The sequence below is a fragment of the Amycolatopsis kentuckyensis genome (genome assembly GCF_041679295.1).
Lineage (GTDB): Bacteria > Actinomycetota > Actinomycetes > Mycobacteriales > Pseudonocardiaceae > Amycolatopsis > Amycolatopsis kentuckyensis_A.
This window is the reverse complement of the sequence record NZ_JBGDMD010000001.1, coordinates 556,091-571,590: the sequence shown is the minus strand read 5'-3', so window position 1 is coordinate 571,590 and position 15,500 is coordinate 556,091. Positions and strand designations below refer to the sequence as shown.

The 15,500-nt window shown below is 72.4% G+C and carries 10 protein-coding genes; 4 read left to right on the top strand and 6 right to left on the bottom strand.

The window, feature by feature from the left end; translation table 11 throughout:
• Window positions 1-6: 6 nt before the first annotated feature.
• On the bottom strand, window positions 7-888 hold the full coding sequence (locus ACERZO_RS02555; protein ID WP_372661015.1) for a LysR family transcriptional regulator: 882 nt from the start codon (window positions 886-888) through the stop codon (window positions 7-9).
• A gap of 98 nt (window positions 889-986) precedes the next feature.
• Between ACERZO_RS02555 and ACERZO_RS02550 the strand changes: the two genes are divergently transcribed.
• On the top strand, window positions 987-1,829 hold the full coding sequence (locus ACERZO_RS02550) for a TIGR03620 family F420-dependent LLM class oxidoreductase (RefSeq protein ID WP_372661012.1): 843 nt from the start codon (window positions 987-989) through the stop codon (window positions 1,827-1,829).
• An 807-nt stretch (window positions 1,830-2,636) separates the two neighbouring features.
• Here ACERZO_RS02550 and ACERZO_RS02545 read toward each other — a convergent pair.
• The gene (locus tag ACERZO_RS02545) at window positions 2,637-4,070 is read right to left on the bottom strand and encodes an FAD-dependent monooxygenase (protein WP_372661010.1); all 1,434 of its coding nucleotides are present in this window, start codon (window positions 4,068-4,070) and stop codon (window positions 2,637-2,639) included.
• A 48-nt stretch (window positions 4,071-4,118) separates the two neighbouring features.
• On the opposite strand from ACERZO_RS02545, the gene ACERZO_RS02540 reads away from it, so the two are divergent.
• Both ACERZO_RS02540 and ACERZO_RS02535 read left to right on the top strand, forming a co-directional pair.
• Window positions 4,119-4,739 carry a TetR/AcrR family transcriptional regulator gene (locus ACERZO_RS02540; protein WP_372661007.1) on the top strand — a complete coding sequence of 207 codons (621 nt, stop codon included), beginning with the start codon at window positions 4,119-4,121 and terminating at the stop codon, window positions 4,737-4,739.
• A gap of 110 nt (window positions 4,740-4,849) precedes the next feature.
• The gene (locus ACERZO_RS02535; protein WP_372661003.1) at window positions 4,850-6,070 is read left to right on the top strand and encodes a PucR family transcriptional regulator; all 1,221 of its coding nucleotides are present in this window, start codon (window positions 4,850-4,852) and stop codon (window positions 6,068-6,070) included.
• Between the two features lie 42 nt (window positions 6,071-6,112).
• On the opposite strand, the gene ACERZO_RS02530 is transcribed toward ACERZO_RS02535, so the two are convergent.
• From ACERZO_RS02530 to ACERZO_RS02520, 3 genes are all read right to left on the bottom strand, one after another.
• Window positions 6,113-7,393 (bottom strand): NAD(P)/FAD-dependent oxidoreductase, encoded by a 1,281-nt coding sequence (locus ACERZO_RS02530; protein ID WP_372661000.1) that lies wholly within the window; start codon window positions 7,391-7,393, stop codon window positions 6,113-6,115.
• A 149-nt stretch (window positions 7,394-7,542) separates the two neighbouring features.
• Window positions 7,543-8,334: a hypothetical protein gene (locus tag ACERZO_RS02525; protein WP_372660997.1), complete on the bottom strand. Its 792-nt coding sequence runs from the start codon at window positions 8,332-8,334 to the stop codon at window positions 7,543-7,545.
• Window positions 8,335-8,364: 30 nt separating this feature from the next.
• Window positions 8,365-13,776, bottom strand: a complete 5,412-nt coding sequence (locus tag ACERZO_RS02520) for a DUF6531 domain-containing protein (RefSeq protein ID WP_372660993.1) — start codon at window positions 13,774-13,776, stop codon at window positions 8,365-8,367.
• A 174-nt stretch (window positions 13,777-13,950) separates the two neighbouring features.
• Here ACERZO_RS02520 and ACERZO_RS02515 point away from each other — a divergent pair, with 174 nt between their 5' ends.
• A complete protein-coding gene (locus ACERZO_RS02515; RefSeq protein ID WP_372660990.1) occupies window positions 13,951-14,694 on the top strand; it encodes a hypothetical protein in 744 nt (247 codons plus the stop codon).
• A gap of 125 nt (window positions 14,695-14,819) precedes the next feature.
• Here the strand turns inward: ACERZO_RS02515 and ACERZO_RS02510 are convergent, their stop codons facing one another.
• A complete protein-coding gene (locus ACERZO_RS02510) occupies window positions 14,820-15,497 on the bottom strand; it encodes a TetR/AcrR family transcriptional regulator (RefSeq protein WP_372660987.1) in 678 nt (225 codons plus the stop codon).
• Between the last annotated feature and the right edge of the window lie 3 nt (window positions 15,498-15,500).

Here is a 15,500-nt window from a genome sequence, read left to right as displayed (position 1 = left end):
AGTCCACTATGGACGGTGCGGGACGTCCTCGTCGCGGAAGGCCGCCACCGCGCACCCGGCCGCACTGCTCGCCGTGTCCGGGGCGACGACGACGCTGCCGGCGATCGTGATCGCCGGCTCGATCGGAATCGCGCGGACGCGGGTCGAGCGCACCTCGGCGACCTGGTCGGCCGGCAACACCGTCCAGCTCCGCGGCTCCGAGCCGACTTCGACGACCGTGTCCTGGAGCGTGCCCGTCGGCCGGCCCGCCCTCGGGTGCAGCCCGCTACCTTGCAAAGCCGAGACCACAGCATCGTGCAGCAGCGGGTCGTACTCGCGAGCCGGGACGCGCAGCGTGTCGTCGACCAGCTCGGCCAAGCCGACGGCCTCCTGGCCCGCAGCCGGATGGTGCCGGGACACCACCGCGAACAGGCGCTCGCGCCAGGTCGGCAGCACCTCCAGCCCGGGCACGGAACGCACGCCTCGAATCAGCGCCAGGTCGAGCTCACCCTGCCGGAGCGCGTTGAGCCGCGCTTCGACCGGCAGGTCGACCAGCACGACGTCGAACTCCGGCGCCCGCTCGCGGAACGCGTCGATTCCGCGTTCCAGCCGGGCGGTCATGCCGGCGGCCGTGCCGATGCGCACGGTCGCCGTGACCTGCTGCGCCGCGAGCCGCACCTGGCCGGCCGCGGCGAGCGTGCCGCGCGCCGCGTCGAGCACGCGGTGCCCGGCCGCGGTGAGCCGGACCCGCCGGGGCGACCGGTCGAGCAGCCGGACCCCGAGCTCCCGCTCCAGCCGGGCGATCTGCTGGCTGACGGCCGGTTGCGCGACGTGCAGCCGTTCGGCCGCCCGGCCGAAGTGCAGCTCGTCGGCGACGGCGACGAAATAGCGCAGTGCCCGCAGCTCCACGGTTCCACCCCGGTTGACCTCGACGATAAGGCGAGCTTATCGCAGCACGTGCCGACTGGTGCTGGTGCGCGCCGCCCGCTGGTGCTGAAGTCGTGATCATGACCATCGAACTGGGACCGCTCGGCGCCTACCTGACCGCCGCCGAGGCCACCGCGGCGGACGCCGTCGCCCTGGAGGCAGCCGGCTACGACGCGATCTGGCTGGCCGCCTCACCGGCCGCGGATCTCCTCGCGGCCGAGCGGCTGCTCGACGCCACCAGCCGGATCGTGGTGGGCACCAGCGTGCTCAACGTGTGGCAGGAAGACGCGGAGGAGGTCGCCGGCTCCTACCACCGGATCGCCGGGAAGCACGCCGACCGGCTCTTCATCGGCATCGGTGCCGGCCACCGCGAGATCAACGCCGGGTACGCGTCCCCGCTGGCGAAGGTCGCGAGCTACCTGGACACCCTCACCGCGGCCGGCGTCCCCGCCGACCGCGTGCTGCTGGCCGCGCTCGGGCCCAAGATGCTCCGGCTGGCGGCCGACCGCGCGGCGGGCACCCTCACGCTGCAGGTGACACCCGAACACACCCGCCTCGCCCGGCAGGCTCTCGGACCGGACAAGCTGGTGGTGCCCGGCCACGGCGTCCTGCTGGACACCGACGCCGGACGGGCCCGGGAGGCCGCCCGGGCCGGCGTGCGCCCCATGCTCGGTATCGCCAACTACGCCAACAACCTCCGGCGCATCGGCTACACCGACGAGGACCTCACCGACCCCTTCGACGACCGCTTGATCGACGCGCTCGTGCTGCACGGCGACGCGACGGCCGTCGCGGCCGGCATCGACGCGGAACTGGCGGCGGGAGCGAACAACGTCGGCCTGCACGCGATGGGCGCGGACGCGATCGGCGTTCTGCGCGCCATCGCCGAGGCAGCTCGCTTCGAGACGGCGCTGCGGAAGTAGGCCGCGGTCGCCGGCCCGCCCTCGACCCCGGGTCCCGGCAAAGTCGGATCGGTGCGGCCGGTCCGGTGGCCGGTGACGTCATGAACGAGTCGTTCATCTCGCCGGATGCGATGAACGAGTCGTTGATGACCATCGACGCTCGGCATTCTGTCGAAGTGCCTCTTCGGTCCGGCGTTCCGTGGGCGGTGGGGTCGGGCGGAGCATCGCCCCGGCCGACTTTGCTGGTCGCGTGAGGTGGGGTGGGGCGGGGGCAGCTGTTCTGCCAAAGCCCTTCCGGCACCCCGAAGCTGTCATTGTGACTACGGCCGGCAACACCGCGTCAAGGCGGGAAAGATGCCTTGACCCGGCGCTGCCGGCCGTGTTGTGGCTTCGGATCGGGGTGCGGGGGAGTCTGGGTCCTCGTCGGTGCCCGTTCTCGGGGGCCTCTCGCCTTCGGCGTCGGCCCTTGTGGCGTGGCGAGGCGGTGGGCAGTCGTTCAGGCGGCGGTTGGCGGATGGCATGAACGAGTCGTTCACCTCGCCGGATGCGATGAACGAGTCGTTGATGACCGCCGAAGCGCCTTTTCGGCCTGGCGTTCCGCGGGCGGTGGTGCCGGGCGGCGCATCGCCCCACCCGACTTTGCCGGAGCCCTGCCCTCGACCCCGAGGGCACCGGCGGCGACCACGGACCGCAGACTCAGCCGATCTCGTGCCCGTCGGCCAGATGGCCCATGCGGTGTCGTTCGGTGGTCGGGTACCGGAGGTTCGCCGGCCCGGCGCCGACCGTGAGCGGTCCTGCGTGGCCGGAGCCGCCTTCGGCGGTGGCCGTTCACCCCCCTTCGGGGAACCGGACGCCGACGTCGTCCACCGCCGCGGCGATGCGCTCGTCGTCCACCTCGTCCGCGGCCCACCAGACGTGTCCGTCCGGGCGGACGAGCACCACTGCCGCCGATGTCCACGGCAGTGGTGACGTGACGACGTCGATTCCTCGCTTCGCCGCGGCCTCGGTGGCCGCCGGGATCGGTGCGGCCGTGGCGACGAGGAGGACCGGGCGCGGCTGCGGGACCGGCACCCGCGTGCCCGTCAGCGGGTGGTCGCCGCCCGGGTAGGCGACGTCCAAAGCGGACAGTTTGCGGGCCAGCGCCAGCGAAAGCTCCGGCACTTCGGCGATGAGCCCGCTCAGCACCGCCCGCAGGGCCATCCCGTCCGGGGTCGTGGCGGTGATGAGCGCCGACTGGCCCTGGGTGTGCTCGACCAGCTGCTCCCCGACCGGGTGCCGCTCGTCGTGGTAGGCGTCCAGCAGCGCCGGGTCCGCGTCGCCCCGGGCGACCGCCGCCAGGCGCCAGCCGAGGTTCATCGCGTCCTGGACGCCGACGTTGAGGCCGACTCCCCCGGCCGGCAGATGCCGGTGCGCCGCGTCGCCGGCGAGCAGCACCCGGCCGTGGCGGTAGCGTTCCGCGAGCTTCGCGGCATCGCCGAACCGGGTGAGCCAGCTGGGGTCGTGCATCCCGAAATCGCTGCCGGCGACGCGGATCGTGGCCTCGCGCAAGGCTTCCAGGGTCAACGGGCCGGGTCGGCGACTGGTCGGCTTGTCGACACCGGAGATCCGGTACCGGCCGTCGCGCAGGGGCACCGCCAGCATCGCGCCGTGCTCGTTGTGGGCGCTGCGCACCGGTTCCGACGTCACCCGCACCTCGCCGAGGTAGCTGTAGAACGTCGTTTCGGTGCCCGGGAAGGCGATCCCGGCCGACGTGCGCACCACGCTGCCGACACCGTCGGCTCCGACGACGTATCGCGCCGAGCGGGTGTAGGAGCCGTCCGGTCCGGACACCTCCAGCCGGACGCCGTCCGCGTCCTGCGTCAGGTTCGTGACGCGGTGGCCGCGCAGGATCCGCGCCCCGGTCGCGAGCGCGTGCTCTTCGAGCAGCTCCTCGGTGCGGCGCTGGGGAACGGCGAGCATGAACGGGTAGGGCGTGTCGAGCACGCCGAGGTCGATCGGCGTCTCGAGCATGCCGAAGTGCCACCGCGGGATGGGCACCCCCTCGGCCAGGAACCGCTCGGCCAGCCCGCGCATCGCGAGCACCTCCAAGGTGCGCGGGTGCACGCCCAGCGCCTTGGAGTGCGGGCTGCGCTCGACGGCCCGCTCCAGGACCACGGCGGGCACGCCGCCCAGGCCCAGCTCCGCCGCCGTCCACAGGCCCACCGGCCCCGCGCCGACGACCACGACGTCATCGGCCGGTTCGGTTGACTGGAGTATCCCCATATTCATAGTAACGACCATACTCTCAATGTGGAGAGGTAGCATCGACGGATGGCTGTACGTGACTACCGGTCGTCGGTGCGGGAACGGCACGCCCAGGACACCCGCCGGACGATCCTCGACGCGGCGGCCACGCTGTTCGCCGAGCGGGGGTACGCCCGCACGAGCGTCGCCGCCGTCGCGGAGGCCGCCGGGGTGGCGGTGAACACCGTCTACACCAGCGTGGGCGGCAAGCCGGCGCTGGTGACGGCCTTGACCGAGGACGGTGCCCGCGACGAAGAAGCCGTCGAAGCGGCACGCGCGGTCACCGAGTGCGCGGACGTCCGCGCCGTGGTGCGGCTGGTGGCCGAGGGCACGGGTTCGGTGCAGCGGCGCCGGAAGCAGATCCTCGCGATCCTCCTGGACAACCGCACGGCCGACCGGGACGTCGGAGCGGCGGCCGACCTGGCGGTGCGCGCCACCCGGGCGCGTCTCGACGTCGCCGCCGGCCGTCTCGTCGAGATCGGCGGGCTGCGCGCCGGGCTGGACCGGGCCCGGGTCGGGCAGATCCTGTGGTTCTACTTCGGGTTCGAGTCGTGGCGCACGATGTGGAGCTTCGGCTGGAGCCTGGAACAGGCGGCCGGCTGGCTGGCCGACCAGGCGGAGTCGGCACTGCTCGACGCGCGGGCCTGACGCCATGACAGTCGCCGGCAGGTCGAACCTCGCGCCCGGGAACGCCTGCGCGACCCCGTCCCGCCTGGGTTACCGTGGACGGCCGGCCACCGAGAGGGGAAGGGGGTACCGTGTCCGACCGCGACCTCCAGTCCATCGTGGACGAACTCGCCGAGCGCCTGCGGCGCTCGGTCGCGATCGACGACCCGGCCATCCGCCTGCTCGCCGCCAGCCGCCACTTCGGGGACGAAGACGCCATGCGCGTCGGCTCGGTGCTGAACCGGGCGGTCGAACCGCGGATCGTCGATCGCATCCTCGCCCAGGGCATCGGCCGCTGGATCGCACCCGGCGTCGTCGACGTCGAGGGCGGCGCGCCGCGGCTGTGCGCGCCGGTCCGCTGCGACGGCATGCTGCTGGGCTACCTGTGGCTGATCGACAGGGACGGCACGTTCACCGAGCGGGAGACGGCGGCCGCGGGTGAAGCCGCCGACGCCGCGGGGGCGGTGCTGCTGCGCCGGCTGCTGCTGCACGAGCGGTCGAAGGCGCGGCAGGAAGGCATCCTCCGCGAGCTCGTCTCCGGTGACCCGGCCGTGCGCGCCCAGGCGATCGAGGACCTGCGCGCCGAACAGCTCTTCGGCGTCGAGAGCGGCCACTTCACCGTGCTCGCCGTGCAGTGCCCGGCTTCGCGGACGGCCGCCGCGCCGCAAGAGGTCGCGTTCGAAGCGGCGGTCGAGGAAGGCGTCCGCGCGGTTCCCGACGACGTCGCGCTGATGGTGGCGAACCGGTCACGCGCGTGGATCCTGCTCGTGCAGCGGGTTCCGCCGTCCCGGGCCCTGGTGGCCGCGATCGCCGAGCGGATCACGACCCGCTTCCGGCGGTTCGGCGACGAGAACGCCCAGCCGGTCTTCGGGCTCGGCGGAACCGTGACGGCCCTCGGCGACGTCCTCACGTCCTACCGCGAAGCGCTCCTGGCCGCCCGCGCGGCCCTGCTGCTGCCCGGCATCGGGTCACCGGCCCGCTGGGGCGAGCTGGGGCCGTACGAGCTCCTGCTGAAGCTGCCGCCGGAAGACCTGATCGACGCCGCCGCGGTGCCGGCGCTCGCGGCGGTGGAGCGGGCGGACCCCCACGACGTCCTGCTCGCCACGCTGACCGAGTTCTTCGACCACGGCGGCAACATCCAGCGCACCGCCGATTCCCTGCGCGTCCACCGCGCCACGCTGTACCAGCGGCTCAAGCGGGTCGAGCAGATCACCGGGTGCCGCCTGGACTCCGGCGACGACCGGCTGATGCTGCACCTCGGGCTCAAGCTGCGGGTCCTGGCCACGGCCTATCGCGACCACCTCGGCCACTGACGCGAAAGGCAGCGCCCCCCACTCGGCAACCGGGCTGGGGATTCAGCCCAGCACGGTGCCCGAGTTCGCGGAGTTCCGGCTGCGCCGACGGGAAAACGCGCCCAGGTCGATCTCCAAGCCGGTGCGCGGTGCCCGGAACCGCACCGGGGAGGTGTCGTGGTCGGCGCCGTTTTCGACCCGGTCGATCAGCTCCGCCAGCACCTGCCCGACCACCGGGGCGTTCTTGAACTGGTTGCCGCTCGTCCCGATCGCGACGTAGAAGCCGTCGAGGTCCGTCCGGTCGTAGATCGGCGTCCAGTCGTCGGCCACGTCGTACACGCCCACGACGCCGCGCGGCCGGTTCGGCACCGCCAGCTCCGGCAGCCGCCGCGCCGCCCGCGTCACCTGGGCCTCGAACACCGCCGCCGTCGGGTGAACGTCGACCGTGTCGGGGTCCTCGATCCACCGCAGCGGGTCGCACTCCGGTTCCGTGCCACCTACCAGCAGGTCGCCGCCGACCTCGCCGCGGAAGTACGTGCCGAGGTCCATGTCCGCCACCGCGGGCCCGCGGTACCCCACCGGAACCGGGACGTGTGCGACCTCCTGCCGCAGCGGGCGCACGCCGACGGTGAAGTCGGCCCCCACCCCGGCCAGCCGGTTCACCGCTCCGGACCACGGCCCGGCCGCGTTGACGACCACCCCGCACGGCATCCGCGTGCCGTCCGCCAGGCGGGCCGCCGTCACCCGGCCGCCGGACTCCTCCACGTCGGCCAGGGTGGCGCGGAAGCGGAACTGCGCGCCTTCGGCGGCCGCCGCGGCGGCCAGGTTGACCGCCGCCAGCGACGGATCCGAGACGTACCCCGCGTCCGGGGTGTACACCGCGCCGAGCGAGCCCGGCGCGTCCGCCCAGAACTCGTCGTCCTCGAGGCGCTTGGGCGGCCAGTAGCGCCCGGTGTCGATGCCGGGGATCCGTTCGGCCAGTGTCGCGCTGTCCCATTCTTCGTACGGCACACCGATTTCGTCGAACAGCGGCAGCCACGACGCGCGCGGGGCGGCGTCGACGTCCAGCATCGCCAGGCCGGACCGGCTGAACCGCGCGAGATCGCCGACGTCGTGCCCGAGGTGCCCGGCCCAGTCCCGCCAGCCGAAGTACGCCTCCCACGCCATCGCGACCCCGGCCGCGGTCGAGAAGTTGAAGCGCACGACCGCGCTCGACGCCGCCGTCGACCCCTGCCCCGCACCCGGCGCACGGTCGAGCACGACCACCTTCCGCCCCGCCCGGGCCAGCTCGAGCGCGATCGACGTCCCGATCACCCCGGCCCCGACCACCACCACGTCCACCACGCGCGTCCCCTTTCGCCGAACGGATTCCGTGGCGCCAGTCTCGGGCACGGTCGGTCCGGCGCGCAGTCGACCACCGTCGTGTGTTCGCCGCTTCCGACGCGACACCTGACGTTGCCCTCGGCGAGCCGGCCCGTCCCGGTCGTGCGGAACTACGCCGGGTTCTCCGCGACGGCGAGGTAGTCCGTGTAGATCTGCGGCGAGCCCGAGAACGAGGCCAGCTGCTTCCACTCCTCGTACATCTGCTTGGTGTCGCGGTGCGCGGCCGCGAACTCCGCGGCCTCGCCGGTGGCGATGTCGGGCTCGGGGTAGAAGACGTCCAGCGCCTCCAGGCTCGCGATCTCCATCATCATCACGTACTGGTCGAGGCGGTTGCCCCGCTCGCCCTTGAGCACGTGGAACCGCCAGTCCGGGTAGTCGTCGATCCGGTGGTGGTTCTCGGCGATGAAGCGGTCGAACACCTCCTCGGTCACCCCGGCGCGCAACGCCAGGTTGTGGATCCCGACGACCCGGGCGACGGGCTCCTCCCCCGGGCGGTCGCGGTAGCGGGGGCCGGGCGTGACCGTGCTCCGCGGGTTGTCGGCCAGCAGCCGGTAGTCGGTGAACAACGTCGGCAGCTCAGCGAACGTGCCCAACTGCCTCCACCGCGCCAGCACCGCCTCCGCCTCGGGGTGCCGCGCCCAGAACTGCCGGGCCGGCTCGGTCTGCTCACCCCTGGCCGTGACGTAGCGGTCGCGCTGCTCGGCGCTCTCGATCTCGTACAACATCAGGTACTGCCCGGTCCGCTCTCCGCGCAACCCGCGCAGCAGAGTCCACCGCCACCCCGGGTACAAGGGCAGGTGAACGCCTTCAGCACGCACGAAGGTCTCGAACTCCTCCGGCGTGACACCAGCCTCCGTGTCGATGGCGATGTACTGGAAAGTGAACACCGACGAGCGTCCCATTGCGCATCCAATCCTCGGGCCGGGAAAGGGTTATCCGTCCACCTCCATGGCGTCCGGGTCGGCGGCCCAGCCCGGTCCGCGGCCGGCGCGCTGCTGGCCGACCATCTGCTGCATGCGGTCCTGCTGCGCCTGGATCCGGTCCCGCACCGCCTGGTCCGACATGTCGACGTCCTTGACGTCGTCGTCCCAGTACTTCTGCTTGTCCGCGTCGGTCGGCTGCCCGAGGCGGTGGCCCATCTCCTTGTCGTGGAGGAACATCGGCATGTCCTCTTTGGACACATTGGCGCCGTCGCGCACGACGTCGCGCGCGGTGTGCATCTCGATGACGTCGTCGTGCGAGACCGGCGGGGTGTGGGTGGTGCCGCCCGGCTTGCCGACCCCGCCGGTGCCGTCGCTGTACTCGATCGACTTGCCCTCCATCTTGTCCACCATGTGGTGGTAGGAGTCGTCGGCGACCTTGCCCTGCACCGTCCCGTCGGTGGGACGGAAGCTGTCCCGTCCGGGAGCGGGTTGCTCCGCGTGGGTCATCTTCGGCTCGTTGGGCGTCTCGATGTCGTTCTTGTAGTGCGGGTTCGGCTCCCAGTTCTGGATGCGCGGGGGCACCCCGGGGGTCTTCTTGTCGCTGATGTAGGCGGGGTTGTCGATCATGCCCCCGTCCTTGTGCTGGTGGGCGTAGGTGAGCTGGTTGAGCTGGACGCCGTCGCTCGGCCGGCCTTCCCGCAACGTGTTGCCGAGGGATTCGCGGTAGGTGTCGGCGTTGAAGCCCGAGCCGTCCTTCTCGCCGCGCACGCCGGTGCCGATGTTGTCGCGGTGCGCCTGCGCCGACTCCTGGTAGGCGGGCGCGTCGTCTTCCATGCGCCGGGCGTCCTTGATGTTGGCGGCCTCGTCCGCGGTCTTCGGCCCGCGATCGCCGGCCTTGACGCCGTCACGGATCTGGCTGTCGTGGGCGTTCGCCCGCTGGAACTCGTCGCCGCCGATGGCCTTGTAGCCGATCGGGTGCTCGGACTCGTGCGTCTTGCCGCTGACGAGCTTGTTCGGGTCCTTCCAGGTCGAGTCGTTCTTGATCTCGTTCTGGTACTTCTCCCAGGTGCGCGCCTGCTCGTGTTTCGTCGTGCCGTACGAGCCGTCGGACTTCGCGGGGTTGCCGTCCGGCTTGGTCTTCACCTTCGGGGCCTTCTTGCTCGGCCCCGCGCCGCCGGTACCGACCAACTGCTGCTTCGCCTTGCTCACCTTGGACTTCGAGGAACCGGAGGCGGCCGCCTGCTGCTTCTTCTTCGCCGCGCACGGGGTGACGGTCGGAGCGAGGCCGAGCGGGTCGGCCAGCGCGGTCGGGTTGTGGACGTAGGCCTGCGAGTCCGGGCCGGGGTCGAGGCCCAGCGGGTCGTGGGACAGGTAACGGCCGGCCTCGGGGTCGTAGAAGCGGTTGAGGTTGTAGTGCAGCCCGGTTTCGGCGTCGTGGTACTGGCCGGGGAACCGCAACGGCGTGGTGGTGCGGCCCGGTCCGTCGAGGACCTTGCCCCAGAGCGTGGCCTGGCGGTGCCACGCGACCTCACCGGATTCCTCCAGCAGCTCGCTCGGCGTGCCGGCGAGGTCGGTGACGATCGTGTGGAACCGCTCGCCCGGCGCGCCGAGGACGCGTTCGGTCTGGGTGAGGGCGCGGCCGGTGCCCGGTTCCCACTCCCACACGGTGGCGACCGGGGGCTGACCGGGGCCGGTGCGCACCTGTTCGGCGAGCGCGTCCCCGTCCCAGGCGAACTGGACCTGCTCGGCGACCCGGCCGTCCGGCGTGAGGCGCTGCTTGGCGACCCGCCGGCCCAGCGCGTCGTAGCGGTAGCGCCAGTGCTCGCCCCGGGGCGTGAGCACCGAGGTCAGGCGGCTCTCGGCGTTCCACCGGAACTGCCACTGCGGACCCGCCGGCCCGGCACCGCGCAGGGTGGTGCGGCCTTCGGGGTCGTGGGCGTAGCGGACCGCGCCCGCGGCGGTGAGCAGGGTGCCGCGGTACTCGCGTGGCCCGGCCGTCGGCGCTCCCGGCGTCTGCGCCCGGGCGACGACACCGGTCTGGTGGTAGACGTAGTTCTCCTGCCAGCCGTGGCCCACGACGGCCTGGACGCGGCCCGAGTGGTCCACCTCGAAGGTGCGGGGGCCGGTGATCGCGTCGGCCACCGAAGCCAGGTAACCGTCGGCGAGGTAACCGTACTCGCGGTGCTGGGTCGTGCGGTTGCCCGCGACGACCGTCTGGGCCACCAGCCGGTCGCCCGGCGCCCAGCTCTGGCGCAGTTCCGCGGCACCGAAGCGGCGGACCCGCTCGTGGCCGGCGAGGTCGTGCTCGAAGCGCAGCGAGCGGTTCCCGACGTGCAGCGCGGCGAGGGTGCCGGCCGGTCCGTACTCGAAGCGCGACATCGCGCCCGACGGCGTGTGGCGCGCGCGGCGCCGGCCGAGCTCGTCGTACTCCGAGCGCACCACGCGCCCGTCCACCGTCTCGGCGACCACGCGGCCCAGCGCGTCGTAGGCGAAGGTGACCTCGGCGTCGGCGTTGCGCGCGGAGACCAGGCGGCCGGCCTCGTCGTAGGCGAAGGTCGCGACGTCTTCGCCGGTGACGCGGCGGACCACCTGGCCCATCACGTCGCGCTCCAGCGTGGTGGTCTCCCCCGCACCGTTCGTCCGGCCGATCAGCTGCCCGGCGGCGTCGTAGCGGTAGTGCAGGGTGCGGCCGTTGAAATCGGTCTCGCCGACGAGGTTCCCGGCGGGGTCGTAGCGGTAGTGCCAGACCAGGCCCTGCTCGTTGGTCACCGACACCAGGTGCAGCTCGGTGTCGTACGCGTAGGCGAGCCGGGCGCCGTCCGGGCCGGTTTCGGCCACCGGCAGGTCGAACTGCGCGTACTCGGTGCGGGTGGTGTTGCCGCGCGCGTCGGTGCTCTCGTCGGTGTTCCCGACGGCGGAGTCCTGCCACCGCCACGTCGCGCCGTCCGGCTCGATCCGCTCGGCGAGCCGGTCGCCCGCCGCCCACGCGAACCGGGTGACGGCACCCAGCTCGTCGGTCACCGACGTGGTGCGGCCGAGCAGGTCGTAGGTGTAGCGGGTGACGGCGCCGTCCTCGTCCTCGACGGTCAGCGCCCGGCCCGCCGCGTCGGAGGAGATCCGGGTGGTGCCCCCGAGCGCGTCGGTGACCACGGCGACGTTGCCGCGCTCGTCGTAGGCGTAGGAGGTCCGGGCACCGAGCGGGTCGACGACCCCGGTGACCTTGCCGCGCGCGTCGTACTCGTAGCGCCACGTGGCGCCGTCGGGGCCGATCGCGGTGACCGGGCGCCCCTGCTCGTTGTACTCGGTCAGCGACCGCGTGCCGTCCGGCGCGGTGATCGCGACGACCCGGCCGGCCGGGTCCCGCTCGTAGCGGACCTGGCGGCCCAGCGGATCGGTCCGGGTGAGCAGCCTGCCGTGCTCGTCGTAGGCGAGGCTGGTGGTGTGGCCCAGCGCGTCAGTCTCGGCGATCACGTTGAGCCGGTCGTCGAGGTGGAAGCGGCGCACCGCGCCGAGCGAGTCGGTGACGCTCGTGACGAGGTTCTCGCGGTCGTAGTCGATCGTGCAGCCGAGGTAGCCGTCGGTGCCGCCGGCCCGCACGACCCGGCCCGCGGCGTCGAAGCCGTAGCCGTACCAGCGGCCGTTGACGTCTTCCCAGCGCACGATCCGGCCGTCGGCGTCGTAGGTGAACCGGGTGGGGGTGCCGGCGGCGTCGACGACCTCGGCCAGCCGGCCGCGCGCGTCGTAGGAGTAGCTCGCCACGACCGTGCCGTCGGCCGCCCGCAGCGCAGTGATCCGGCCGCCCGCGCTGTCGAACAGCACCCGGTCGCCGGAGGAGCAGACCAGCTCGGCCGGTACTCCGTCCGCACCGGGCACCACGTCGATGCGGTTGCCGTCGCCGTCGAAGATCGTCCGCAGCGGGCACACCCCGTCGGCGGACTCCTCGAAGAACAGCGTGTGCTGCTGCTGCGGATCCTCGACCAGGTAGCCGCCCTCGACCCGCCGCAGCGGCCGTGCCGGGCCCGCCACCGGCAGCACCGGGGAGGTCACCGGCACGGGGTAGCTCTGGAGGCTTCCGTCGGCGAGCGCGACGTGCACGCCGTCGTCCTCGACCTCGAGCCGCTGGTCCACGGTGGAGCTCCACGACGGGCCGAACCAGCGGCCCGCGCGGTAGGACGAGATGTGCGTGCGCGACACCTCCAGCGGCAACGCCCCGGGGATCTCCAGGTCCGTCTGCGTCAGCAGCATCCACCCGGTCGCCACGTCGATCGGGTCGCCGCACACCGACCGGTCCGGCGGTGGGGTGCCGTTCTCGTGCGGGTTCGCGTTGCTGTCCTTGATGCTCTTGCCGCCGCCGGAGCCTCCGGAACCACTCGAGCCCGAGGTGGTCGTCTTGTCGTTCCCCGGCCCCTTCGGGGTCTGCGCCGGAGGCGGTTCGGGGTCGGTCTTGGGCGGCGCCTCGTCGGTCTTCGGCGGTGGGTTGCCGCCACCGCCCTTGCCGCCGCTGTCGCCGGCGCCGGAGGTGTGGGTGGTGTCGTCGCCGCCCTTGGCCGCCGGTGGCGGTGTGTGGTCCTTGGGGGTGCCTCCGCCGTCGCCGCCCGGGGTCTTCACCGGTGGCGCCTTCGGGGTGCCGTTGATGTCGCCGACCTTGGGCGGCGGCGCGGTCTTGCCGACCTTGAGGTTCTTGAGCGCCTTGCCGGCGTCCTCGAAGAGCGTTCCCGCCCGCTTCAGCAGCGGCACCAGGGCCTTCAGCGCCTTGACGAGCTTGGTGACCAGGTCCGTGATCTTCGAGGCGGTTTTCGCGACGGCGGTGACGACCTGGGGAACGACCCAGGTGAGGCCGATGCCGAGGGTGAAGATGACCTGCAGCGCCCAGCTGATCAGGTGGCCGACGAGTTCGGAGATGATGTCGCGCACCAGCGTGCGGACCGCGGCCACGACCTCGCCGGCGGTCTTGACGCCGCTGGAGGCACCTTCGCAGCCCTTCTGCGCCGCTTCCAGGGTGGTGGACACGTCCTGTCCGCGCTGCCGGTAGGCGTCCGAGGCCGGTCCGGACCACGACTGCAGATCCGCCTTGATGGCGTCGGTCAGGTCCGAGGAGACGCTGCCGAGCTCTTTGGCGACGTTGGCCCAGGTCTCGGACTGGGCCTGGATCTCGTCGGCGTTGCCGGTGAGCGCGTTGAGCGCCTCCTTGAGCGGGCCGACGTGCTCCAGCAACCAGCTGACCCCGGCGGCGAGGATCGCGCCGAACGGGTCCATGGCCATGGACAGGGCGTCGAGCGCCGTGCCGACCGCGCCCATCGCCACCGACGCCCAATCGCCGCTCTTGATGGCGGTCGAAAGGTCGTTGGCGGATTCCAGGAGCGAGATGCCGGAGTACGCCTTCGTCGAGTCCTGGGTCTGCGCGATCAACGGGTTGCTCACCCCAGCACGCTAGCAGCGGCGGGAGCAAACCGATCTTGACCGTCGCGTTCCCGCCGCGCCCGGCACCCCGGCTCCGGACAAGTCGGGCGCCTGATCGCGTACACGCGGATCTGAACGGAGGAGCACGCGTGGCCGGCTCATCTCCGGTTCGGCGGCGCCGCGGTCCGTGCGAAGATGCCGATCGTGGGCTCGGACTGGTCGTGGACGTTGGCACTGCCCGGCGGGACGATGCACCCCGCGACGATCGAAGTGCTGCTGGGCCTGGCCGACGGGTTCGGGCTGTCGCCGCACCGGCCGGGTGGCGGGATCAACGGATTCGGCAACTCGCCGGGCCGCGAAGGCGAACACCGGGTGCTCGACCGCGGACAGCTGGTGCGGGCCCTCGCCGAGGGTTCGTGGTCGACCAACCTGTGGACCGGGGCCGACGAAGACGTCCGGCTGTCCACCAAGCCGGACCGGGGAAACGGCTGGGACGCCGTGAACCTGTCGTTGGACGCGTGCTACTGCTCGCGGGCTCCCGGTGGCGCTCGGGCTGAACCGTTCCGGCAGCTGCACCGGCTGCTGACCGAACTGTGGCTCGCGATCGCGGACGAGACCGGTGCGCTGTTCGGCCGCGTCGAGGACGAGTGGTCGTTGGAACAGATCCGGTCCGCGCTACCTGATCCGCTCGCCTGGGACGCTCCGCCGGCTCGGGGTTCCTGGCCGGACTGGCTGAGCTGGTGGACCTACTTCGACGCGGGCCACCACCGGCTGCCGGCGCCCGTCACCACGAGGCTGGGCGCCGACATCCGCCGATCTCCCGGTGGCGCGGCGGTGATCGCGTTGCTGACGGACCCGGCCGCGGTCGACGAGTTGAGATTCGCTCGGCTGAACCAGGAGTACCGGCGGGCCGTCGCAGCCGGTCTTCGCCGCGGTTAGGCGGCGTTGCGGACGGCGTGAGCGGTCGAAGCCGCCTGTTCGGCGACATCAGCCGAGTGCGGAGCGAATGGCGGCCTTGCGAAGCCGAGGACGAGCGTCCGCAAAGAGCGGAGCGCGCGGCACGCTCAGGGCTGTGCGCGCGAGAGAATGCCTTGGATGAGGACGTCGAGCGCCCACGCGAACCTCTCCTCCGCCGTGCCGGACATGATCTCCTTGCGTGCGGCGTGGATGCGGGGGTACTCGGTCGCCGGGGCGCGGTCGATCGCCTGGGCGACCGGGCCGTCCGGTGCTCCCGGGTCCGAGCCGTGTGCGTGTTCTGCCGCGACCGCGGTGGCGAACATGGTGAACATGTCGATGGCCCAGGCCGCGTTCGCCCGGTCGACACCGGCTTCGGCGAGGAGCCCGAGGAGGGCTTCGGCGATGCGCAGCGCGTTGGGTCCCACCGCGGTGGTCCGGACGGCCATCAGCGCGACCGCCGGGCTGCTCATCAGGACTTCGGTGTAGGAGCGGACAAGCTTTTCGAGCCGGTGGCGCCACGGGCCTTCCGCCTCGCCGACCTCGACCGCTTCCAGTGCGCGGTCGAGGACGAGCGCCTGCAGTTCGCTCATGTCGTTGACGTGGGCGTACAGCGAAGCCGGGCCCGTGTCGAGCGCCTTCGCGATCTTCCGGAGGCTCATGACCCCGTCGTCCGACGTCAGCTGGCGCAACGCCTCTTCGATGATCGCGTCGCGGCTCAGCAGTGGTTTCGCCGCTCTGCGACGGCTTTCGACATCGGCAGCACCGAAGGGATCACGCCGGGACACCCC

What these genes read in the sequence shown, in the direction of transcription:
- ACERZO_RS02550 (WP_372661012.1), top strand. Translation starts at nt 987, where the DNA reads ATGACCATCGAACTGGGACCGCTCGGCGCCTACCTGACCGCCGCCGAG.
- ACERZO_RS02545 (WP_372661010.1), bottom strand. Translation starts at nt 4,070, where the DNA reads ATGGGGATACTCCAGTCAACCGAACCGGCCGATGACGTCGTGGTCGTC.
- ACERZO_RS02540 (WP_372661007.1), top strand. Translation starts at nt 4,119, where the DNA reads ATGGCTGTACGTGACTACCGGTCGTCGGTGCGGGAACGGCACGCCCAG.
- ACERZO_RS02525 (WP_372660997.1), bottom strand. Translation starts at nt 8,334, where the DNA reads ATGGGACGCTCGTCGGTGTTCACTTTCCAGTACATCGCCATCGACACG.
- ACERZO_RS02515 (WP_372660990.1), top strand. Translation starts at nt 13,951, where the DNA reads ATGCCGATCGTGGGCTCGGACTGGTCGTGGACGTTGGCACTGCCCGGC.